General features: G+C 64.2%; 23 protein-coding genes and 1 tRNA gene. 15 read left to right on the top strand and 9 right to left on the bottom strand.

Going from position 1 to position 21,767, the window contains the following annotated elements; genetic code table 11:
• Positions 1 to 44 precede the first annotated feature (44 nt).
• A complete protein-coding gene (locus tag H607_RS12930) occupies positions 45 to 566 on the bottom strand; it encodes a bacteriohemerythrin (RefSeq protein WP_051240773.1) in 522 nt (173 codons plus the stop codon).
• A gap of 66 nt (positions 567 to 632) precedes the next feature.
• On the opposite strand from H607_RS12930, the gene H607_RS0108300 reads away from it, so the two are divergent.
• Both H607_RS0108300 and H607_RS0108295 read left to right on the top strand, forming a co-directional pair.
• Positions 633 to 1,091 (top strand): HIT domain-containing protein, encoded by a 459-nt coding sequence (locus H607_RS0108300; protein WP_037990083.1) that lies wholly within the window; start codon positions 633 to 635, stop codon positions 1,089 to 1,091.
• A 46-nt stretch (positions 1,092 to 1,137) separates the two neighbouring features.
• A tRNA-Ser gene (locus tag H607_RS0108295) sits at positions 1,138 to 1,227 on the top strand.
• Here H607_RS0108295 and H607_RS13145 read toward each other — a convergent pair.
• A complete protein-coding gene (locus H607_RS13145; protein ID WP_028875054.1) occupies positions 1,213 to 1,470 on the bottom strand; it encodes a hypothetical protein in 258 nt (85 codons plus the stop codon). The two genes, H607_RS0108295 and H607_RS13145, sit on opposite strands and share 15 nt — an antisense overlap.
• Positions 1,471 to 1,578: 108 nt before the next feature.
• Here H607_RS13145 and H607_RS0108285 point away from each other — a divergent pair, with 108 nt between their 5' ends.
• The 8 genes from H607_RS0108285 (at position 1,579) to tilS (ending at position 9,073) form a co-directional block, all read left to right on the top strand.
• The gene (locus H607_RS0108285; RefSeq protein ID WP_028875053.1) at positions 1,579 to 2,661 is read left to right on the top strand and encodes a TRAP transporter substrate-binding protein; all 1,083 of its coding nucleotides are present in this window, start codon (positions 1,579 to 1,581) and stop codon (positions 2,659 to 2,661) included.
• 29 nt (positions 2,662 to 2,690) lie between these two features.
• A complete protein-coding gene (locus H607_RS0108280; RefSeq protein ID WP_028875052.1) occupies positions 2,691 to 3,371 on the top strand; it encodes an FAD-linked oxidase C-terminal domain-containing protein in 681 nt (226 codons plus the stop codon).
• Between the two features lie 69 nt (positions 3,372 to 3,440).
• Positions 3,441 to 4,010: a TRAP transporter small permease subunit gene (locus tag H607_RS0108275; protein ID WP_028875051.1), complete on the top strand. Its 570-nt coding sequence runs from the start codon at positions 3,441 to 3,443 to the stop codon at positions 4,008 to 4,010.
• Positions 4,010 to 5,710: a TRAP transporter large permease subunit gene (locus H607_RS0108270; RefSeq protein ID WP_157381284.1), complete on the top strand. Its 1,701-nt coding sequence runs from the start codon at positions 4,010 to 4,012 to the stop codon at positions 5,708 to 5,710. Before H607_RS0108275 ends, H607_RS0108270 begins: the two co-directional genes overlap by 1 nt.
• Before the next feature lie 70 nt (positions 5,711 to 5,780).
• Complete coding sequence (locus H607_RS0108265; RefSeq protein ID WP_028875049.1) at positions 5,781 to 6,101, top strand: hypothetical protein; 321 nt, start codon at positions 5,781 to 5,783, stop codon at positions 6,099 to 6,101.
• A 34-nt stretch (positions 6,102 to 6,135) separates the two neighbouring features.
• Positions 6,136 to 6,840, top strand: coding sequence for a Bax inhibitor-1/YccA family protein (locus tag H607_RS0108260; RefSeq protein ID WP_083961996.1), 705 nt, complete (start codon positions 6,136 to 6,138; stop codon positions 6,838 to 6,840).
• A gap of 114 nt (positions 6,841 to 6,954) precedes the next feature.
• Positions 6,955 to 7,917, top strand: a complete 963-nt coding sequence (locus tag H607_RS0108255) for an acetyl-CoA carboxylase carboxyltransferase subunit alpha (RefSeq protein ID WP_028875047.1) — start codon at positions 6,955 to 6,957, stop codon at positions 7,915 to 7,917.
• 88 nt (positions 7,918 to 8,005) lie between these two features.
• Positions 8,006 to 9,073 (top strand): tRNA lysidine(34) synthetase TilS, encoded by a 1,068-nt coding sequence (gene tilS / locus H607_RS12290; protein ID WP_169393598.1) that lies wholly within the window; start codon positions 8,006 to 8,008, stop codon positions 9,071 to 9,073.
• Here tilS and ilvC read toward each other — a convergent pair.
• From ilvC to ilvB, 3 genes are read right to left on the bottom strand one after another with little or no spacing between them, the layout of a single operon-like run.
• On the bottom strand, positions 9,070 to 10,122 hold the full coding sequence (gene ilvC, locus H607_RS0108245) for a ketol-acid reductoisomerase (RefSeq protein ID WP_281168741.1): 1,053 nt from the start codon (positions 10,120 to 10,122) through the stop codon (positions 9,070 to 9,072). The genes tilS and ilvC overlap by 4 nt on opposite strands.
• The gene (ilvN, locus tag H607_RS0108240) at positions 10,119 to 10,610 is read right to left on the bottom strand and encodes an acetolactate synthase small subunit (protein WP_028875045.1); all 492 of its coding nucleotides are present in this window, start codon (positions 10,608 to 10,610) and stop codon (positions 10,119 to 10,121) included. The genes ilvC and ilvN overlap by 4 nt, the downstream gene beginning before the upstream one ends.
• 24 nt (positions 10,611 to 10,634) lie before the next feature.
• Positions 10,635 to 12,350: a biosynthetic-type acetolactate synthase large subunit gene (gene ilvB / locus H607_RS0108235; protein ID WP_028875044.1), complete on the bottom strand. Its 1,716-nt coding sequence runs from the start codon at positions 12,348 to 12,350 to the stop codon at positions 10,635 to 10,637.
• A 140-nt stretch (positions 12,351 to 12,490) separates the two neighbouring features.
• On the opposite strand from ilvB, the gene H607_RS0108230 reads away from it, so the two are divergent.
• Genes H607_RS0108230 through H607_RS0108220 form a run of 3 tightly spaced genes read left to right on the top strand, consistent with a single transcriptional unit; the run spans position 12,491 to position 16,109 of the window.
• Entirely contained in the window at positions 12,491 to 14,320 is a 1,830-nt protein-coding gene (locus H607_RS0108230) for a cation:proton antiporter (RefSeq protein WP_028875043.1), read from the top strand.
• A 56-nt stretch (positions 14,321 to 14,376) separates the two neighbouring features.
• On the top strand, positions 14,377 to 15,273 hold the full coding sequence (locus H607_RS0108225; RefSeq protein ID WP_028875042.1) for a flagellar brake protein: 897 nt from the start codon (positions 14,377 to 14,379) through the stop codon (positions 15,271 to 15,273).
• Between the two features lie 8 nt (positions 15,274 to 15,281).
• Positions 15,282 to 16,109, top strand: coding sequence for an endonuclease/exonuclease/phosphatase family protein (locus tag H607_RS0108220; RefSeq protein ID WP_028875041.1), 828 nt, complete (start codon positions 15,282 to 15,284; stop codon positions 16,107 to 16,109).
• 14 nt (positions 16,110 to 16,123) lie between these two features.
• Here the strand turns inward: H607_RS0108220 and H607_RS12285 are convergent, their stop codons facing one another.
• Positions 16,124 to 16,861: an alpha/beta fold hydrolase gene (locus H607_RS12285; RefSeq protein WP_051240771.1), complete on the bottom strand. Its 738-nt coding sequence runs from the start codon at positions 16,859 to 16,861 to the stop codon at positions 16,124 to 16,126.
• A gap of 69 nt (positions 16,862 to 16,930) precedes the next feature.
• Here H607_RS12285 and greB point away from each other — a divergent pair, with 69 nt between their 5' ends.
• Positions 16,931 to 17,488, top strand: a complete 558-nt coding sequence (gene greB, locus H607_RS0108210) for a transcription elongation factor GreB (protein ID WP_028875040.1) — start codon at positions 16,931 to 16,933, stop codon at positions 17,486 to 17,488.
• Positions 17,489 to 17,550: 62 nt separating this feature from the next.
• On the top strand, positions 17,551 to 19,470 hold the full coding sequence (htpG, locus tag H607_RS0108205; protein ID WP_028875039.1) for a molecular chaperone HtpG: 1,920 nt from the start codon (positions 17,551 to 17,553) through the stop codon (positions 19,468 to 19,470).
• 36 nt (positions 19,471 to 19,506) lie between these two features.
• On the opposite strand, the gene fliN is transcribed toward htpG, so the two are convergent.
• The 3 genes from fliN to H607_RS0108190 all read right to left on the bottom strand — a co-directional run bounded on the left by fliN (position 19,507) and on the right by H607_RS0108190 (position 21,724).
• Positions 19,507 to 19,983 carry a flagellar motor switch protein FliN gene (gene fliN / locus H607_RS13750; RefSeq protein WP_051240775.1) on the bottom strand — a complete coding sequence of 159 codons (477 nt, stop codon included), beginning with the start codon at positions 19,981 to 19,983 and terminating at the stop codon, positions 19,507 to 19,509.
• A gap of 85 nt (positions 19,984 to 20,068) precedes the next feature.
• Positions 20,069 to 21,115 carry a flagellar motor switch protein FliM gene (gene fliM / locus H607_RS12280; RefSeq protein WP_051240770.1) on the bottom strand — a complete coding sequence of 349 codons (1,047 nt, stop codon included), beginning with the start codon at positions 21,113 to 21,115 and terminating at the stop codon, positions 20,069 to 20,071.
• Positions 21,116 to 21,133: 18 nt separating this feature from the next.
• Positions 21,134 to 21,724 (bottom strand): flagellar basal body-associated FliL family protein, encoded by a 591-nt coding sequence (locus H607_RS0108190; protein WP_028875037.1) that lies wholly within the window; start codon positions 21,722 to 21,724, stop codon positions 21,134 to 21,136.
• Positions 21,725 to 21,767: the final 43 nt, after the last annotated feature.

The following is a 21,767-nucleotide window of genomic DNA, read 5'->3' as shown; positions in this document are numbered from 1 at the left end:
GAATCAGGGCACTGTGAACAGCCCCTCTGGGCAGCCCATGGAGTTTAAAAACTATTTTTTAAGACAGGACTCTTGGTTTGATGCGATTGCCCTGCCGTTGCCGGCGTCCAGTCGGAAGGGAAACGTTCGAGCCAGGGTTTGTAGCGCAAATCCTGCTGAATGATATGGGTGATGAGCCACTCGCGAAACAGGTTCAGAATGCGTTGCCGCAGTTCGGGGGCGAGTGCATGGACCGTGTTGCCGCCATGCGCCAGGGAGAGAATCTCGGCGGTGATCGTGTGCAGCTGATGGGTGAGGTCTCGATGCTGCATCGCATGAGACCGGGATTCGGGATACCCGATGGCCTGCTGGATCGCTTCTTCGCGACGGAAATGCGTGGCGGTATAGTCGGCGAGTTCGTCCAGGGCCTGGGTGAGTTCGCCGACCGAACTATCGTGCGCCAGCATGCCTTGCACCCGATTGATGAGCCCGATGAGACGGCGATGGTCACGGTCGATGGCATCGTTCTTCACCGAAAGCGCTTCGCGCCATTGAAGCTGGAAAGCGGAATCGGGTCGAGTATCCATGATGGCGATTGCGTGCGGTAGAGGCGAGGATTATATTGTCGAAGTTCCTCTCGTGAGGATGGAATGATGCCACTACGATCGAATCGTCCCGATAGTTGCCCCCTATGCTTAGGGAGTGAGGAGGAAGTGCTGTGGCGCGATGGTCGCTGTCGCGTCATCGACGTCCGCCATGCCGATTATCCCGGCTATCTGCGCGTGATCTGGAATGAGCACGTCGCCGAGATGACGGATCTCGACGCGGACGACTGCGCGCACCTGTGGCGGGTGCTGCTCGGCACGGAGCGCGTGCTGCGCCGCCTCATGAGCCCGGACAAGGTGAACCTCGCGAGTCTCGGCAACATGGTGCCGCACCTGCACTGGCACGTGATTCCACGCTACCGCGACGACGCCCACTTCCCCGACGCCATTTGGGCCCCGCCGCGCCGTCGCGGTCCTTCACCGCATGCCGTGGTCCACCCGCCGGCCACGCTCGCCGCCGCGCTGCGGGCAGAGCTGGGCGGTAGCGGAGCGACGGCGTTCGCCTGAGTTTGCGGTAGAATCGACCTCGCCGGCGCGCAAGGCGTCGGCGTCCGGAGGCGTGGCCGAGCGGTTGAAGGCAGCGGTCTTGAAAACCGCCAGGGGTTCGCGCCCCTCGTGAGTTCGAATCTCACCGCCTCCGCCATTTTTCATCATATATTTCAAAATACTGCACGAAAATTGTCATTTTTATGATTGTACCCGTCAGTCCGGGGCGAAAATGGTGCGACTTGCCGCTGCGCGCAGCGAGCAACCCCAACCCCGCGGCGAAATGGGCCCGCAGATGAACGATCCCGAGGCCGATCAACAGCACCGCCACCGGAATGGCGGCGAATAGGGTCGACAACGGCATGTTGCCGAAGGGATCATAGACCTGTTGCCATGTCATGTTTCGTCTCCTCTTTTGGTGTGGTTATTGGCGGCCGATTGTCGTCGGCGCCGTTTCATTGTACTCTAATCAAAATACTGTATCGCTTGATAAAAAGTGAAGGGAGACATGGAACGCCGTCGTTTCATCCAAGGAGCCGGCTTGGCCGGAATCCTTTCTTCCGGAATGGCTCCGGCGGTGGTGATGGCCCAGCGCAACATGCGCTGGCGCCTGGCTTCGAGCTATCCGCGTTCGCTCGACACGCTCTTTGGCGTGAGTGAGGATTTCGCGCGCAACGTCGCCGACCTGACCGACGGCGCCTTTCAGATCGAGGTCTCGGCCGGAGGGGAGATCGTTCCGGCGCTGAGCGTGTTCGATGCGGTGCAAAACGGCACGGTGGAGATGGCGCACGCCATCGCGTTCTATTTCATCGGCAAGAATGAAGCGTTTGCCTTCGACGCGATCCTGCCTTTCGGCATGAACGCTCGGATGATGAATGCCTGGATGTACGACGGTGGGGGATTGCAGCTCCTGCGAGAGATCTATGCTCGTTACGGCATCGTCAATTTCCCCCTGGGCAATACCGGGACTCAATGGGGCGGGTGGTATCGCAAGGAGATCCGCTCCGTCGAGGATCTCAAGGGCCTGAAGATGCGCATGGGCAACATGGCCGGCCACGTGCTCGGCAAGCTCGGCGCGGTATCCCAGGCCATTCCCGGCGGTGAGGTCTATCAGGCGCTCGAGAAAGGGACGATCGATGCGGTGGAATGGAGCTCTCCCTATGATGACCAGAAGCTGGGTTTCCATCGCGTTGCCCCTTATGGCTATTATCCCGCATGGTGGGAGGGCAGCGCCCAGGTGACCTTGCTCGTCAATGCCAAGTCCTATGAAAGCTTGCCAAAGGCCTATCGAGAGGCGATGCGCATCGCCGCAGCCGACGCGCACACGCGAATGCTCGCCAAGTACGATGCGCGCAATCCCGAGGCGCTGCGCCGCCTCATCGCCGAGGGCGCCAAGATCCAGCGCATGCCCAAAGAAGTGATGGACGCGGCATTCAAGGCGAGCCGCGAGGTCTTTGCCGAGTTCGAGGCGAAGAACGAAGATTTCCGCCGCCTGAATACCCACTACCAGAAATTCCTGCGCGACGAATACGCCTGGTTCCGTCTCTCGGAACTCAGCTACGATCAATACATGGCCGCGGCGCCGCTGTGAGTGCGTCCGCCGTGGGGTAGGAGAAAGGCATGATCCCCTATGACCCGCCGAGGTTTGCCCGTGAACTGCCGCCCGCCTTGGTGGCGCGGCTCGAGGCGTGCCTGGGCGAGCGTTTCACCCGCTCTTCGGGGGTGCGCGCCCACCACGGGCACGACGAATCCCATTTTCCCGACCAGCCGCCGCAGGCGGTGGCCTTCGTCACCAGCACCGAGGAAGTGGTCGAGGTGGTGCCCGAATACGGCGTGCCGCTCATACCCTACGGTACGGGCACTTCGCTCGAGGGGCACGTACTCGCACTCTATGGCGGGGTGAGCGTGGACGTTTCCCAGATGAATCACGTCCTGGAGATCGACGCCGAGGACATGCTCGCGGTGGTGCAGCCGGGGGTGACGCGTAAGCAGCTCAATGTCGACGCTTCCGGCCTCATCGCTCCCATCCTGGGACACGTGGGCGACGGCAATTTTCACACGGTGATCCTGATCGATCCGGAAGACGCGGCCGAGCTCGAGCGGGCCAAGGCCCTGAGTGCCGAACTCGTGGCGATCGCCCAGTCACTGGGTGGAACCTGCAGCGGCGAACACGGCGTGGGCATGGGTAAGCGAGAGTTCGTCGCGCGCGAGGCGGGCGAGGTGGGTGTAGCGGTGATGCGCGCCATCAAGGTCGCGCTCGACCCGCAAGGGATCTTCAACCCGGGCAAACTCGTACCATGAGCCAGCGGCCTTCCGACTGGCGGCGGTCGGTTGTCTTATAATTTACCCCTTTTTGCGGAGGGCGGTGCGATGCAGGCTTGGCTGAGGCTGTCGCGCGGCATCGACGCGCTCAACCGGTTCTTCGGGCGAATCGCGATCTGGTTCATCTTCGCTGCCACCGTCTTGAGCGCCGCCAATGCCGTCGTGAGAAAACTGCTGAACGTGGGCTCGAACGCCTGGCTCGAGGCGCAGTGGTACCTCTACGCGGCGGCTTTCCTGTTTGCGGCCGCCTTGACGCTGCGCAACAACGAGCATGTGCGCATCGACATCTTGATCTCGCGCTTCTCGTTGCGCACGCAGGCGTGGATGGACCTCTTCGGTCTGTTCTTCATGTTGCTGCCGGTGTGCGTGGGCGTGCTCTACTTTTCCATTCCCTTTTTCTGGCAGGGCTACGTCTCCGGCGAGATGTCCTCGAATTCCGGCGGGCTCATCCGCTGGCCGGTCTATCTCATGATCCCGGTCGGTTTCACGCTCTTGCTGCTGCAGGGGATTTCCGAGGCGATCAAGCGTGTTGCCTTTCTCAGGGGCGCCTTGCCTTCGCCCTTCGTCAAGGAAAGTGATGAAACGCCGTCGCCCGACGGTGCCGAGGGAGCACGATGATGGCGTGGCTTGCCCAGAATCTCGCGCCCCTCATGTTCCTGGGGTTAATCTTCTTTTTGCTCTATGGCTTCCCCGTAGCGTTTGCCCTGGGGGCTTGCGGCCTCTTCTTCGGACTGATCGGCATCGAGCTCGGCCTGCTCGCGCCGGTGTTCTTTCAGGCGCTGCCGCTGCGCATTTTCGGGATCATGCAGAACGAGACGCTGCTCGCCGTGCCGTTTTTCACTTTGATGGGGCTGGTGCTCGAGCGCTCGGGCATGGCCGAGGATCTGCTCGACACCATCGGCCAGCTCTTCGGTTCGGTGCGCGGGGGGCTGGCCTTTGCCGTGATCTTCGTCGGGGCGCTGCTCGCCGCCACCACCGGCGTCGTGGCGGCCTCGGTGATCTCCATGGGGCTCATCTCGCTGCCCATCATGCTGCGCTACGGTTATGACCGTAAGCTCGCGAGCGGCGTGATCGCCGCTTCGGGTACTTTGGCGCAGATCATCCCCCCGTCGCTCGTGCTGATCGTACTGGCCGACCAGCTGGGCAAGAGCGTGGGCGACCTCTACAAGGGGGCGTTCATCCCGGCGTTCGCCCTGGTCGGACTCTACGTGCTCTACGTGATCGGCCTGACGATCCTGCGCCCGAAAGACCTGCCGGCTCTGCCGCCGGAGGCGCGCACCATCCGCGAGGACGACGGTTCGAGCGGCACGCGCTCGGTGGCGGTGCTGGCAGTGATCGCGATCGCGGTGGGGATCGTCGCCGGGCAGCACTATAACGAGATCCTTGCCTGGATGACCGGTGGTGAGCCCAAGGAACAACCGATCGACGAGACGGTGGTCGCCGCGACCACGCTCGCCACGCTCGTCGCCTTCGTGATCGCCCTCATCAACCGGGTCTTCCGTTTGGGGCTGCTCTCGCGCATGGCCGAACGCGTCACATTCGTGCTGATCCCGCCGCTCGCGCTCATTTTTCTCGTGCTCGGTACCATCTTCCTTGGCGTGGCCACGCCCACCGAAGGGGGGGCGATGGGCGCGGTGGGGGCCATGCTGCTCGCCTGGGCGCGCAAACGGCTCGACTGGTCGCTGCTGGTGCAGGCGCTCAAAGGCACGACGACGCTTTCCTCCTTTGTCATGTTCATCCTCATCGGCTCGACCATGTTCAATCTCACCTTCCAGGGAGTGGGAGGGAGTCACTGGGTACAGCACCTGCTCACGCAGCTGCCCGGCGGACAGGTGGGATTCCTCATCTTCGCTTCCCTCTTCGTCTTCGTGCTCGCCTTCTTCCTCGACTATTTCGAGCTCGCTTTCATCGTCATCCCCTTGCTCGGGCCGGCGGCGAACGCCCTGGGGATCGATCTCATCTGGTTCGGCGTGCTCATCGCCATGGTGATGCAGACTTCCTTCATGCATCCGCCTTTCGGTTTTGCCTTGTTCTTCTTGCGTAGCGTGGCGCCGGCGGGCGAATACGTCGATGCCGTGACCGGCAAGAAGATCCGCGGCGTCTCTACCGTCGAAATCTACTGGGGGGCGATCCCCTTCCTCGTTCTGCAGCTGGTGATGGTGGGCTTGCTGATCGCCTTCCCTTCGCTGGTGACGATGAGTTTCTCCAAGGTGGGGAAGGTCGACCTGGAAAAGATCGAGATTCCCGCTGGGGATCAGGGGTGGGGGTCGGAGGGCAGCGCCCCCGGGGGCGAGGGAGGAACGGGCAGCGATTGGTAAGGAACGTTACATTGTCGTGGCGAAATTGGTCTATCATGGTTTCCGAGCCATCGGCGCAACGGAGGTCAGGATGAAGATCGAACTCGTCTGTGAAGGAACTCAGTGCGACGAAGTGACCAAACATGAGGTGGTGCACCGTTTTTCCGACGCGATCCGTCGTTTCCGCAACCGGGTGACTTGGGCGCGGGTCAAACTGGTCGATGTGCGGGACGAAACCGGTGCCTGGGCCAAGCGCTGCGTGGTGCAGATGCGTCTGCGGCAGCGTCCGCAGGTCGTATTCGCGGTCACGGAACGGGTGGCCCAGTTGGCGGTCGAACAGGCAGTAAAACGCGTTCAGCGGGTGCTCGAACGCCGCTTCGCCCGGCCGCAGGCGCTGCCGTTGCCGGCTTGAATCAATCCATGGCAGTTTTTTGACGGAGGCAAGGATGCAACGAATCGACGAACGATGGAACGACACCGCCCCGGCGCGAGCCGTGGCATGGAGCGAAACGCAAGGAGCGGCCCTGCCGGCGGCGAACCGGGTCTTGCGCAACACGTACGTGTTGCTCGCCCTGACGCTGGCTTTCTCGGCACTGACGGCGGGCGTGTCCATGGCCTTGAAGTTACCGCATCCGGGACTCATCATCACCCTGGTGGGGTACTTCGGGCTTCTCTTCCTAGTGCAGCGGCTTGCCAATCAGGCAAGCGGCATCCTTGCCGTCTTTGCGCTCACCGGCTTCATGGGTTATACCCTGGGGCCGATCCTTTCGGCCTATCTGGCGCTGCCCAACGGTCCGGCGGTCGTGATGCAGGCCTTTGGCGGCACAGCGGCGATCTTCCTGGGATTGTCGGCCTACGCCACGATCTCGAAGCGGGATTTCTCCTTCATGGGTGGATTCCTCTTCGTAGGCGTGCTGGTCGCCTTCCTCGCGGGGCTGGGGGCCATCTTCTTCCATCTACCGGCCTTGTCGCTGGCCGTGTCGGCGATGTTCGTGCTGCTCATGTCCGGCATGATCCTCTTCGAGACCAGCCAGATCGTGCGCGGCGGCGAGACCAACTATATCTTGGCCACGGTGTCGCTGTACGTGACGATCTTCAACCTCTTCACGAGCCTGTTGCAGCTGCTCGGGGTGTTCAACGGCGACGATTGAGTCGAACTGCTTTTCGTATGTCAGGAAGGGGCGCGGCAAGCGCCCTTTCCGTTTTTCGGACCCGGGTGGTGGCCTTCGGGTAAAATCTCCTCTTCTCAGGTCGGGACGCAGGTGATGAAACGGATCTTTCTCGAATTCGAGCGCTCGGTAGCCGAGCTGGAGGAGAAGATCGGCGAGCTGCGCTACGCGCACGATGCTTCCGCCGTCGACATCAGCGAAGAGATCGAGCGGCTGGAGAAGAAAGCGCGCAAGCAGCTCGAAGATCTCTACGCCCGGCTCGATGCCTGGCAGACGACACAGGTGGCGCGCCATCCGCTGCGTCCCTATACGCTCGACTACGTGGAGCGCATCTTCACCGATTTCGAGGAACTGCACGGTGATCGGCATTTCGCCGACGACAAGGCGATCGTCGGCGGGCTTGCGCGCTTCGACGGGCGGCCGTGCATGGTGATCGGCCATCAGAAAGGGCGCGACACCAAGGAGAAGATCGCGCGCAACTTCGGCATGCCCCGGCCCGAAGGCTATCGCAAGGCGCTGCGCTTGATGAAACTGGCCGAGAAGTTCGGCCTGCCGATCTTCACTTTCGTCGATACGCCTGGTGCCTATCCCGGAATCGACGCCGAGGAGCGGGGACAGTCGGAAGCGATCGGGCGCAACCTCTACGAGATGGCCATGCTGCGCGTGCCCGTGGTCGTCACCGTGATCGGTGAGGGGGGCTCGGGCGGAGCGCTGGCGATCGCCGTGGGGGATACGGTGCTCATGCTGCAGCACGCCGTCTATTCGGTGATCTCGCCCGAAGGCTGCGCTTCCATCCTGTGGAAGAGCGCGGAGAAGGCGCCTGAAGCGGCCGAGATCCTGGGTATCACCGCGCCCAAGCTTTTGTCCTTGGGTCTGATCGACGGCATCGTGCCGGAACCGGTGGGCGGCGCACACCGCGAACCGGAGAAGATGGCCGAGATCCTCAAAGGGCATCTGCAGCAGGCGCTCGCCGGGCTCGAAGGGCTCGCGCCCGAAGCGCTGGTGGAACGCCGGCAGCAGCGCCTGGCTTCCTATGGCCGCTTCGCCGAGCGCAGCTGAGCGCGACCCGGTCGCCGCGGCGATCTTCGAGGCGATCGAATTGCTCGCGACGCGGGTCCCTTTGCACCCTTTGGGAAACGCTGAAGAAATGAGCGAGCGGGATGAAGCGCAAGGCGCACGGAGCGCAGCGACCGAGACATATCGAATAGATAGGCGAGGGAGCGAGCACCGCGCAACGCAGCGATTCGCCCGCGCAGCCAATTATTCAGCGTTTCCTTTGCGGCTCGTATTGGGGTTCTCCGGCGGCGTCGATTCCACCGTGCTGCTGCACGCGCTTGCCGAGGCGCGCGCCGAATTTCCGCTGGAACTGAAGGCGGTGCATGTGCACCATGGGCTCCTCGAGCAGGCCGACGCCTGGGTCGAGGAAGCGCGAGCGCACTGTGCTTCACTCGGTGTGCCGCTGCAGGTAGCGTACGTGCGCGTGCAGCCGGACGGCAGAGGGCTCGAGGCCGCGGCGCGTTCGGCGCGCCTGCGCGCGCTCGCCGCGGTGCCGGGGGATGCGTTGGTGCTCGCGCAGCATCGCGACGATCAGGCCGAGACGGTGCTCTTTCGTTTGCTGCGCGGCTCGGGCGTGGCCGGGCTTGCGGCGATGCGGCCCATTGCGCCGGCGCCCCTGGCTGGGGCGGCGGCGCCGTGGTGGCTGCGCCCTTTCCTTGATCTGCCCAAAGAGACGCTCATCGCCTGGGCGCGGGAACGCGGTTTGAACTGGGTCGAGGATCCGTCGAATGCGAGCGCCGACTTCACCCGCAACTGGCTGCGGGGGGAAATTCTGCCGCAGCTGGAGGAAAGGCTGCCGGGCGTGCGCACCGTGCTCGCCCGTACCGCCGAGACCATGGCTGAGGCGCAGCAAGGCTTGGACGATCTGGCCGCGCTCGACGACGAACGGGTGGGCCATCCGCAGGGCGGCTGGGATTGGGCGGAGTTTTTGCGGTTGCCGGTCCATCGGCAGAAGAATTTGGTGCGCTGGGCAACCCTGCGGCTGCCGGCCCTGCCGCCGACCCAACGGCGTCTGGAAGAGGGGCTGCGCCAGGCGGCGGACTATGCAGGCGGGGTATGGCGTTTTCCCCTGGGAGAGGCGTGGCTGTGTGCCCGCGGCGAGCGCCTGTGGGTGGAGGCGGCGCCGCAGGGGTGCGACGCCGCTCATCGCTGCGGTTAGTTCTTGCTCTGATCGACCAGCTTGTTCTTGGCGAGCCACGGCATCATCGAGCGCAGCTTGGCGCCGACCTGTTCGATCGGGTGTTCGGCAATGAGTCGACGGCGCGCCGTCATGCTCGGGTAGTTGAGCTTGCCCTCGAGGATGAACTGCTTGGCGTACTCACCATTGCGGATGCGCTCGAGCGCACGGCGCATGGCGGCGCGGGAGTGCTCATTGATGACTTCGGGCCCGGTGGTGTACTCGCCGAACTCGGCGTTGTTCGAGATCGAGTAGTTCATGTTGGCGATGCCGCCCTCGTACATGAGATCGACGATGAGCTTGAGCTCGTGCAGGCACTCGAAGTAGGCCATCTCGGGGGCGTAGCCGGCTTCGACCAGCGTCTCGAATCCCATCTTGACGAGTTCCACCGCGCCGCCGCAGAGCACGGCCTGTTCGCCGAAGAGGTCGGTCTCGGTTTCTTCGCGGAACGTGGTCTCGATCACGCCACCCTTGGTGCCGCCGTTGGCCGCGGCGTAGGAAAGGGCCAAATCGCGCGCTTTGCCGGAGACGTCCTGATGCACGGCGATGAGCGAAGGCACGCCGCCGCCGCGGACGTACTCGGAGCGCACGGTGTGGCCGGGCCCCTTGGGCGCGATCATGATGACGTCGAGGTCGGCGCGCGGCACGATCTGGTTGTAGTGGATGTTGAATCCGTGGGCGAAGGCGAGCGCCGCGCCCTGCTTGAGGTTGGGCTCGATGTCACGCACATAGACTTCGGGCTGGGTCTCGTCGGGCAGCAGGATCATCACCAGATCCGCCCCTTTGACGGCTTCGCCCACTTCCTTGACGGTGAGGCCGGCCGCTTCGGCCTTGCGCCAGGAACTGCCGCCGCGGCGCAGACCCACCGTGACCTTGACGCCGGAGTCGCGCAGGTTGAGCGCATGCGCGTGGCCTTGCGAGCCATAGCCGACGATGGTGACGGACTTGCCCTTGATGAGCGAGAGGTCGGCGTCCTTGTCGTAATAGACTTTCATGATGTTTCCTTTCCGTTGTTGTCGTGGAGGTGTCAGACGCGCAGGACGCGTTCGCCGCGGCCGATGCCGCAGACGCCGCTACGCACGGTTTCGAGAATCAGAGCGGGGTCGATCGCCTGGATGAAGGCATCGAGCTTGCCCTGGTTGCCGGTGAGTTCGATGACGTAAGTAGTGTCGGTGACGTCGACGATGCGCGCGCGGAAGATGTCGGCCATGCGTTTCATCTCCTCGCGGTCCTTGCCGGTGGCGCGCACTTTGAGCAGCATCAGTTCGCGCTCGAGGTGCGGGGCTTCCGACAGATCCACCACCTTGACCGTTTCGATGAGCTTGTTGAGCTGTTTGGTGATCTGCTCGACGGTCTCATCCGAGCCGTTGGTGATGATGGTCATGCGCGATAGCGAAGGATCTTCGGTGGGCGCGACGGTAAGCGATTCGATGTTGTAGCCGCGCGCGGAGAAGAGCCCCGCCACGCGCGACAGCGCCCCCGATTCGTTTTCGATCAGCACGGAGATGAGATGTCGCATGGTGTTCGTTCCTGTGCCGTGGGCTCAGAGGTCGTCGGCCGAGAGGATCATCTCGGTGAGCCCCTTGCCGCCCTGGATCATGGGATAGACGTTCTCGCGGGGATCGATGCGCACGTCCAGAAAGACGAGCTCGTTGGCATGCTCGCTGAAGGCGCGCTCGAGCGCCGGCTGGAGATCGGCGGGACGATCCACGCGGATGCCGACGTGGCCGTAGGCACGGGCGAGCGCGGCGAAGTCGGGCAGGGAGTCCATGTAGGATTCGGAATAACGCCCGCCGTGGAAGAGCTGCTGCCACTGCCGTACCATGCCGAGATAGCCGTTGTTGAGATTGACGATCTTGAGCGGCAGGCGGAATTGCTTGCAGGTGGAGAGTTCCTGGATGCACATCTGGATCGAGGCTTCGCCGGTGACGCACACCACCGGCGCATCGGGCCGGGCGAAGCGCGCGCCCATGGCGTAGGGCAACCCCACGCCCATGGTGCCCAGCCCGCCGGAATTGAGCCAGCGGCGTGGGTGATCGAAGCGGTAGTATTGCGCCGCCCACATCTGGTGTTGCCCCACGTCGGAGGTGACGATGGCATCGCCTTTGGTCACTTTCCACAGGGTCTCGATCACGTATTGCGGCTTGATGGGGCCTTCGGCCGGCTGCTCGTAGGCCAGGCAGCGCCGGGCGCGCCATTGTTCGATGCGTTCCCACCAGGGGGCGAGCGCCTCGCTCGGGGCGGTGACGCCCTCTTCGTCGAGGATGCGCAGGAAGTCGGCGAGCACGTGGCGCACGTCGCCGACGATGGGCAGATCGGCTTTGACGCGCTTGCTGATGGAGGAAGGGTCGATGTCGATGTGGATGATGGTGCGCGGTTCGCTGGCGAAGTGCTCGGGGCTGCCGATGACGCGGTCGTCGAAACGTGCGCCGACCGAGAGCACGACGTCGGCGTGGTGCAGGGCGAGGTTGGCTTCGTAGGTGCCGTGCATGCCGGGCATGCCGAGGAATTGGCGGTCGCTCGCCGGGTAGGCGCCCAGCGCCATGAGCGTGGTGGTGACCGGGGCGCCCACCCGGCGGGCGAGTGCCGTGAGCTCGTCGGCGGCATCGGCGAGGATCACCCCGCCGCCAGCGTAGAGGATGGGGCGCTTGGCCTCCCGCAGCGCCTTGACGGCCTTGCGGATCTGCCCCTGGTGCCCCTTGACGACGGGGTTGTAGGAGCGCATCGACACCGTTTCGGGGTAGCGGAACTCGCACTTGGCGGCCGAGACGTCTTTGGGGATGTCGACGAGCACTGGGCCGGGGCGGCCGGTACGGGCGATGTGGAAGGCTTTTTTGAGGGTATCGGCGAGCTCGGCGACGTCCTTGACGAGGAAGTTGTGCTTGACGCAGGGGCGGGTGATGCCTACCGTGTCGACTTCCTGGAAGGCGTCCTGCCCGATCATGGCGGTGGGGACTTGGCCGGAGAGGATCACCACCGGAATGGAGTCGCAATAGGCCGTGGCGATGCCGGTGACCGCGTTGGTCGCGCCGGGGCCGGAGGTGACGAGCGCCACGCCCACTTCGCCGCTTGCGCGCGCATAGCCGTCGGCGGCATGCACCGCGGCCTGCTCGTGGCGCACGAGCACGTGCCGGATCTCGTCTTGTTGGAAGAAGGCATCGTAGATGTGCAGGACCGCACCGCCGGGGTAGCCGAAGACGTATTTGACGTTTTCGCGCTGCAGGCACTGGACGACGATTTCGGCGCCGGTGAGGAGCATGGGGGTATACCTCGTGGGGATGATCCATGCAAGGATCGGGTAAACCCGTAACGTTAGCGGCTCGATGGGCTTTGGTCAAGCAGGTCGGTTCCATCGACCTTTTATAATCGGGAACGGATCGGAATCGGGAGGAAAGTTCGGTGAACGAGAATATCCTGTTGGCGCTCGCCTCCATCGTCGTCGCCGGCGTGGCGGCGCAGTGGGTGGCGTGGCGTACCCAGATCCCGGCGATCGTCTTTCTGCTGTTATTAGGGATCGTGGCAGGTCCGGGATTGGGATGGCTCGATCCGGATCACCTGTTTGGCCCCGTCCTTTTCCCCATGGTGTCTTTGGCGGTGGCGCTCATTCTCTTCGAGGGCAGCCTCACGCTTCGTTTGAGCGAATTGCGGGGCATGAGTACGGTGGTACTGCGCCTGGTGAGCATCGGGGCGTTGTTGACCTGGGCCGTGGCGGCATCGGCGGCCCGCATGTTCGTGGACCTCGATTGGGGTCTGGCGGCGCTCTTCGGGGCGTTGGTGATGGTGACGGGGCCCACGGTGATCGTGCCGCTGCTGCGTTTCGTGCGTCCCAGTGACAAGGTGGCCACGGTGCTGCGTTGGGAGGGGATCGTGATCGATCCGATCGGGGCGCTGGCGGCGGTGCTGGTCTATCAGTTTCTCGTCAGCCGCGCGCTGCCCGATCTGCCGGCCTGGTCGGTGCTGTGGGTATTCGTCAAGGCGGTGGCGGTCGGATTCGCCGCTGGCTGGATCGCGGCCGAGGCGCTGGGACGGATGTTGCGCCGCTATCTGGTGCCCGATTATCTCGACAACGTCATCGTGCTCGCCTTCGTGGTCGGAGTCTTCACGGCGGCGAACATGCTCGCCCACGAGGCGGGATTGTTGGCGGTGACGGTGATGGGCATGCGCCTGGCCAACATGAAAGGGGTTCCGCTCGAGAACATCCTCTCGTTCAAGGAAACGCTCACCCTCCTGCTGATCTCGGTGCTCTTCATCGTCCTGGCAGCGAGATTGGACGTGGGGCGGCTCACCGAGGTCGGCAAGGGGGTGGTGTTGGTCTTCATGGCGATCCAGTTCGTGGCCCAGCCGCTCAAGGTATGGGCGTCGACTTGGGGGAGCGGACTGAGGTGGCAGGAGAAGGTGTTGATCGCCTGGATCGGACCGCGAGGAATCGTGGCTGCGGCGGTATCGGCGCTTTTTGCGCTGCGCTTGCGCGAGCTGGGGCACCCGGGGGCGGAGGTCCTGGTGCCGCTCACCTTTTCCGTGATCATTGGCACGGTGCTCTTCGCCGGCGGCACCGCCCGCCTGGCGGCGCAACGCCTGGGGGTGGCGGAGCCGCAGGCACGCGGGGTACTGATCGTGGGGGCGCATCGTCTGGGGCGAGAATTGGGCCTGGCGCTCACCAGACTGGGCTTTCGGGCGATCGTGGCCGACACCGATTATGCCCTGGTGCGCGAGGCGCGCATGGCCGGGCTGGAGACGTTCTTCGGCAACGTGGTCTCGAAGGAAGCCGACCGGCGGCTCGATCTCGTCGGGGTGGGGTACCTGCTGGCGATGTCGCCGTATCCGGAACTGAACGCGCTGGCGGCGGTGCGCTATCGACGTGAATTCGGAAGGGGTAATGTTTATGTCTTATTGACGCCCGACGAGATGGCCAAGGAAGGACAGCAGGTGGCGGATCGGCGCTACGCCCGCCTCATTGGTGGTCAGGAAACCGGTTTGGCGGAATTGCTGGCGTTGTTGGAACGAGGTGCGAAGGTCTATACGACGCGCTTGAGCGAGGCATTCTCCCTCGATGCTTATCAGGAGCAATTCGCTGGTCGGGGGCAGCTGCTGTTGGCGATCGATCCGAAAGGGCGCCTGCACGGGATGGGCCCTGGGAATGCGCCTCGACCCGGACCAGACTGGTATCTCCTCGGTGTCTATCTGCCGCAGGAAGGGGAGAGAAGCGAGAGTCCTCCTGCTTCGCCATGAAGAGGGCGCGATAGAATGATCCTTCCGCGCCGTTCCGGCCGAGAGGAGAATCCAAGGTGCTCCGTGTCCCCGTCCGCCCCAGCGAATTTCTGGTCGGTAAGCCGATCCCCTTCGATGTCTTCGACCGGCACGGCCGACTCTTGCTGGCAAAGGGCCACGTGATCGCTTCGGCCGAGGAGAAGGAGAAACTCCTGCGCCAGGGGGCGGAGCGCAACCTGACCACCGACGAGCGTTTTCGTCAGGCGATCGGTACGGCCTTGAAAGTGGTCGAAAAGGAGGAAGAGCCGGGTAAAAATGCGATCCACCTCGATTTCGAGGAACTGCGCCTGCTGCCAGGAGCCGTCCTGCAGATCCAGCTGGGCAAGGAAGAAGATCGCTATTTCGTGCGCTACATCGGGGCCTTGCGCGGTAGGTCGGTGATCATCGATGCCTTGGAGCGTGGGGGACTGCCGCTGTTCGTGCCCGATGGCACCGCCTTGCAAGTGCGCGGCAGCGTCGGTTCTTACGCCTTCGTCTTCCCTTCTTCCGTGTTGGTCAATGCCTCTCGCCCTTACCCTCATCTCCATCTTACTTATCCGATGGATGTGGTGGCAGTGCGGCTGCGGCGCAGCGAGCGGGTGCCGGTGCGCCTGGTGGCGGCGGTGGTCTCCGACGACAATCGGGCGTTCGGTGGGGTCATCCTCGACCTGTCGGTGGGCGGGGGATTGCTGGCCACGCGCCATCCGCTGAAGGTCGGACAGCGCATCCAGATCAAGTTCAAACTGGAGATCGCTGGCACGGAGATCATCCTGGCGGTGCCGGCCATCGTGCGTTCGGAACGTGACATCGAGGATCGCACCCTCGAGGGGGCGAGGGGCTATGGCATCGAATTCGTCGACCTCACGCCCGAGGATACCGTCGCCCTGATGACCTACATCGCCGCGGTACAGATCAATCCCGCGGTACTTGGCTAGGGGGAAGAATGCGCATCGTCAGCTGGAACATCCAGTGGGGGCGTGGAGCGGACGGGCGCGTCGATTGGGCGCGGATTCTGACGATGCTGCGCGCGTTCGACGCCGACGTGTTCTGCCTGCAGGAAGTGGCGAGCCGCTTCGACGAACTGCCCGGTTCGCGCGGCGAGGACGGACCGGCCATCCTGCGCGGTGCCTTGCCGGAGTATCGCGGATTCTATGCCCCGGCGCTCGACGTGCCGCGCGCGCACGGCGGCAGGGCACTCTTCGGCAACTGGCTGGGAAGCCGCCTGCCGGTGGAGCAGGTGCTGCGCGTGAGCCTGCCCTACCTGCCGCCGGAGACCGACAAGTGCATGCCGCGGGTGCTGCTCGAGGCAACATTGCGGGTGGGGGAGCACCGGCTGCGCGTGGCGACGACCCATCTGGAATACTACTCGCGGCGCCAGCGCCTGGCACAGGTTGCCGCCCTCGTCGAACATCAGCGGGAAATCCTCGCCTGGCCGGAGGGCGGCGGGGACGAGGAAGAGGCGACCTTCCGCGCCTGGCCGCGCCCGGCCGCGGCGGTATGGCTGGGGGACGGGAACTTCGCCCCCGAAGACGAGGAGTACCGTCTGCTCGAGGAAAGCGGCCTGTGGTTCGACGCCTGGCGTCTGGTGCACGGGGCGGCGCCGCACGCGCACACGGTGGGATTGCACGGGGCGGAGTGGCCCGATCATCCTTACTGCTGCGACTACGCCTGGGTGAGCGAGGCGCTGCGCCCGGCGGTGCGGGATTTCTTCGTGGAGCAGGAGACGGCCGCCTCAGACCATCAGCCGATCGTGCTCGAGCTCGAACTCTGAAATGGAGCGCTCACTCAGCGGCAGTTGCGCAGGAAACGATGTAGCAGCCAGCGCAAGGTGAGCGGCGCTTCCAGCATCGGGGTGTGCCCCACGCCGGGGAGCGTGTGCCAGGTGCAGGCGGCTTCGCGCCGTGCCAGGGTTTCCCATAGGAGGGCCGCTGCCTTGACGGGCGTCATGCGGTCTTGGGCGCCGGTAAGGAAGAGCGCCGGTGCGGTCATTGCCTTGGCGCGCTCCAGCGCCGGTTCGGCGGCGTAGGCAGCGCAGGCGCGCAGGTCGTTGGCGAGCACGCCGGGGCGTTGTTCCAGTACGAGTTCCTGCACGGCACGTGGTAACCCTGTGTTCCGGGCTCGTGCCCCGAACGCCCAGGGTTCCATCAGCTGGCAGGCGGCGCGCGGCTCAGCGGCACGCTCGAGCAATTCCGCACTCACCGCCATCGGCAGCGCCGTGCCGATGAGCGCGAGTCCGCGGCAGCGCTCACCCAGTCGCAGGGCGAGTTCGAGCGCCACGAGCGAGCCCATGCTGTGGCCGACGGCGACGATCGGACGCTCGGGATCGAGACCGGCGGCGAGCGCCGCAGCGTATTCCTCGATGGTGGGGCACGGCGCACGTTCGTCGGCACCGTGTCCCGGAAGATCGGGGGCGCTCACCTGCCACCCCAGCCGGCTCAGCCCTAGGGTGACGGCCCACCAGATGCGCCGGTCGTGCCCGGCGCCGTGGATGAGGACGACGAGCGGATCGGTGGCGAACGTCATGGTGGAACCCTCCGGCAGAATCGAAGACTATACTTTACCGTTTTTCTTGACGCTTCAGGAGGAGCACGCATGAGCAAGGCATTCGTGCGCGAGAGCGAGGTCGACGAGGACGAAGAGCTCGTCGAGGTCCAGAGCTTTCCCGGGTTCAAGAACTACATGACGCCGACCGGCTATCGCGCTTTGCGCGAGGAGTTCGAGCGGCTCCTCAAGGTCGAGCGCCCGCAACTCGTCGAGACGGTGGCGTGGGCGGCGAGCAACGGCGACCGTTCCGAGAACGGCGACTACATCTACGGCAAGCGCCGCCTGAGAGAGATCGACCGGCGCCTGCGCTACCTCACCAAACGGCTGGAATCGGCCGTGGTGGTCGATCCGCGCGAACAGACGCAGACCGACCGCGTCTTCTTCGGGGCGACGGTGACGATCCGCGATCTGGATACCGAGACCGAAGAGACCTGGCAGATCGTCGGGGTCGACGAGGCCGATGCAGGGGAGGGCAAGGTGAGCTGGATCGCGCCGCTCGCGCGCGGCTTGCTCAAGGCCGAATTGGGCGAAGTGGTGCGTATCCCGACGCCGGGCGGCGTGCGCGAGGTGGAGATCGTCGATATCCGCTACGAAACATCCTCTTGAAAATTTTCCCTGCCATGCCCAGAAACGGGGAATCCCGAACGACGATCGACAGGAGCGAGACGATGGCTGAAACGAACGACGCAACCCGCCGGAAAATGGAGTTTCAGGCCGAGGTGCAGCAGCTGCTGCACCTGGTGGTGCATTCGCTCTATTCGAACAAAGAAATCTTTCTGCGTGAGCTCGTCTCGAACGCGTCGGATGCCTGTGACAAACTGCGCTTCGAGGCGGCGCAACAGCCGGAGCTCTTCGAGGGCGACGGCGAGCTCAAAATCTGGGTCGATTACGACCGCACTGCGCGCACCGTGACGATCCGCGACAACGGCATCGGCATGAGCCGTGAGGAGGCGGTAGCCCATCTGGGCACCATCGCCAAGTCGGGTACGCGCGAATTCCTGCAAAAGCTCGGTGCCGGCGGACAGACCGACGCGCGGCTCATCGGTCAGTTCGGTGTCGGTTTCTACTCCGCTTTCATCGTGGCCGATCGCGTCACCGTGCGTTCTCGCCGCGCCGGCTTACCGCCGAGCGCCGGCGTACTGTGGGAATGCGCCATGACGGGCGAGTCGGCGGGGACTTTCGAGGTGGCCGAGATCGAGCGCCCCGAGCGCGGCACCGAGGTGGTGCTGCATCTGCGCGAGGGGGAAGACGAATTCCTCTCCGGGGTGCGGCTGCGCGAGCTCATCCGCAAGTATTCCGATCACATCCTCTGGCCCATCCTGATGCGCAAGGAGCGCTGGGACGAGAGCCGTGGCGAGCTCGTCAAGGAGGAGGAGTGGGAGCAGGTCAATCGCGCCTCCGCCCTCTGGGCCCGCGCCAAGCAGGAGATCTCCGAAGAGGAATACATCGAATTCTACAAACACGTGGCGCACGACTTCGAGGCGCCGCTTGCCTGGACGCACGCCAAAGTGGAGGGCCGGCACGAATACACGATGCTCCTCTACCTGCCGCAGCGCGCGCCGTTCGACCTCTTCGAGCGCACGCCGCGTCACGGGCTCAAGCTCTACGTGCGGCGCGTCTTCGTGCTGGAGGATGCCGAGCGGTTGTTGCCGCGCTACCTGCGCTTCGTGCGCGGGGTGGTCGACGCGGCCGATCTGCCGCTCAACGTCTCGCGCGAAATGTTGCAGGATTCGCGCGAGATCGAGGCGATCCGCGCCGGCGTCACCAAGCGCGTGCTGGGGCTGCTCGAGCAGCTCGCCAAGAACGAACCGGAGAAATACGCCCGCTTCTGGCGTGAGTTCGGCCGCGTGCTCAAAGAGGGGATCATCGAGGATCCGGCCAATCGCGAGCGCATCGCCGGTCTCTTGCGCTTCGCGTCCACGTACAACGACTTGCCCGAAGAGACGGTCTCGTTCGATGATTATATATCTCGCATGAAACCGGGGCAGGAGCGTATCTACTACCTCACGGCCGAGTCTTTCTCCGCGGCGCGCCACAGCCCGCATCTAGAGGCTTTCCGTCAGAAAGGGATCGAGGTGCTGCTCCTTGCCGATCGCATCGACGAATGGTGGGTGGCTTATCTGCCCGAGTATCGGGGCAAGCCGCTCGCCTCCGTCGCCAAGGGCGAGATGGAGTCGGCGCTGCTGTCGGAAGAGGAGAAAAAGGCGCGTGAGGAGGCCGACGAGCGGCTCAAGCCGCTCCTCGAACGGCTGCAAACGGCTTTGGGTGAGCGCGTCAAGGCGGTGCGGGTCTCCTCGCGGCTCACGGAGGCGCCCGCCTGCCTGGTGGTCGAAGAACACGAGCCGGGGATGCAGCTCGCGCGGCTGCTGCGCGAGCTCGGGCAGGAGGTGCCGGCGCACAAGCCCATCCTCGAGCTCAACCCGACGCACCCGGTGATCGCCAGGCTGCAGGCGGCCTCCGACGAAGCGTTTGCCGACTGGGCGTTGCTCCTCTATGAAGAGGCCCTGCTGGCCGAAGGAGGGAAACTGGAGGATCCGGCGGCCTTCGTGCAGCGCATGAACCGGCTGCTGCTCGCGCCGACCGCGTGACACGCCAAGGGGCAGGGCGTCCTGACCTGCCCCGCTTCAGCCTTCCTGCCGCAGTTTGCGCATCCGCTCGGCCGGCGTGATGATGTCGGTAAGACGGATGCCGAATTTTTCATTCACCACGACCACTTCGCCCTGGGCGATGAGCGTGCCATTGACGAGCACGTCCATCGGTTCGCCGGCGAGCCCCTCGAGCTCGATCACCGAGCCGTGCGCCAGTTGCAACACGTCGCGGATCGCGAGTTTCGTGCGTCCCAGCTCCACGGTGACGCGCACCGGGATGTCGAGGATCATCTTGAAGTCGTTGAGCTTGTCGCTCTCGCTGCCGCCGGCGCCGAATTCGGGAAAGAGATCCTTGGCCGGTTTGGCCTGGTAGGGGTCGCTCGCCTGTTTGAGCTCTTGGGCGACGCGGGCCATCTCGGCGTCGTGCTGCGCCTGCTCGGCGAGCGCCGCCGCCCATTCGTCTTCGGGGTTGGCGGCGCCGCCTTCGCCGGCCGGGGCCTGTTGCTGCTGCATGGCCGCGGCCCAGTCTTCGGCGCTGACCTTGTCTTCTTCTTTAGGAGTGTCGTTCTCTGCCATGGGAAAAATCCTCGCACGGGGATCAGGAAGGGGGTGAGGAGGTCGTTCCCGCCAGGGTCGGTGGCAGGGCGGAGGCTTCTTCCTCTTCCGGTTCTTCTTCGGCAACGAAATGGTCGACCTCGAGCGCATAATGGCCTGCACGCGTGCCGTAATGGCCGCGCAGCACCGGGATGCTCTCGCAGAAGAGGGTGGTGAGATCGGGGATGTCGAGTGGAATGACGTCGCCCACGCGCAGTTCGACCAGATCGCCCAAGGTCATGTCGGCGTAGCCCAGCTCGGCGCGTAATTCGACCTCCGCTTCCATCAGACGCCGCCCGAGGTTGCGCGTCCAACGCGTATCCTGCGTCATCTGGTCGCTCTGCATGGTCGAATAGAGGAGATCCCGCACGGGCTCGAGCATGGAGTAGGGCCAGCACAGCAGGAGGTTGGCCTGGCCGATACCGAAATCCAGGGCGAATTGGGAGGTGACGACGATCTCGGAGGGCGTGGCGATGTTGGCGAATTGAGGGTTCATCTCCGAGCGTACGTAGTTGAGTTCGATCTTGTAGACCGGTGCCCAGGATTTCTGATATTCCTCGAAGACGACGTTGAGCAACCCCATGATGATGCGCTGCTCGGTGGGGCTGAAGTCGCGTCCTTCGATGCGGGTGCGAAAGCGCCCGTCGCCGCCGAAGAGGATGTCGACCACGAGAAAGATGAGATTCGGCTCCATCACGATCAACCCCGTGCCGCGAAAGGGTTTCATCTGCACGAGATTGAGGTTGGAAGGGATGACGAGGTTGCGCAGGAACTCGGCGTATTTCTGCACGTGCAGGGCGCCCACGGCCACCTCGACGTTGCGCCGGATGTAGTTGAACAGGCCGATGCGCAGATTGCGGGCGAAGCGCTCGTTGATGAGCTCGAGCGTGGGCATGCGCCCACGCACGATGCGCTCCTGCGTGGCGAGATTGTAGGGGCGAATGCCGCCTTCTTCCTGCTCAGGGGTCTCCGGCTCTTCGCTCTCGCCGGTGACGTCCCGCAGAAGTTCATCGACTTCTTTCTGCGTGAGGAATTCGCCCGTGCCGGCCATGGTGCGTGTCCGTTGCGGCTACTGGATGATGAAGGAACGAAAGAGCACGGCCTGTACCGGTCCGCTCGGGCCGACTGGTTGCTGGTCGCGCGGCTGGGGCGGGTAGCCGAGCACGCGGTTGATCTCGTCGGTGAGCTCGCGTGCGAGCTGTTCTCTCCCTTGGGGGGTGACGAGCTCGGAGGGAAGCTTACTCGACAAGAGCAGGTTGATGCGGTGCTGTACTTCCGGAAGATATTGCTTGAGGATGGGTTCGAACTTGGGGTCTGCGATCCGCAGGACGATGATGGTCTGCAGGTAACGTTCACCCTCACCGGGCGCGAGGTTGACGACGAAGGGGTCGAGGGTGACGAAAACGGGCGGTGCATTGGGGTTGACCACCACTGGGGGCGGGCTAGCGGGCTGTGTGTTGGCTCCGGCGTGGGCTGCGGTGTCACTTTCGCTCGAAGCGCTCGCGCGCTGTTTGATGAGCAATAGGGTGAGTGCTCCCACGGCGGCCAAGGAAAGCCCCAAGAGAACGATGAGCAGGAGGATGAGCAGCTTGACCTTCTTGCTCACGGCAGGGGTGGGTTCGGACGCTTCGGTGTCGGGTTTTTCTTCCGGTTTGGCCATGGATCTTCTCGCTTGCCATCGTCAAGAGACAGGATAGCGAAAC

The organism is Tepidiphilus margaritifer DSM 15129, from assembly GCF_000425565.1.
GTDB classification, from domain to species: Bacteria; Pseudomonadota; Gammaproteobacteria; order Burkholderiales; family Rhodocyclaceae; genus Tepidiphilus; species Tepidiphilus margaritifer.
This window is presented reverse-complemented; position numbering and strand designations above follow the sequence as displayed.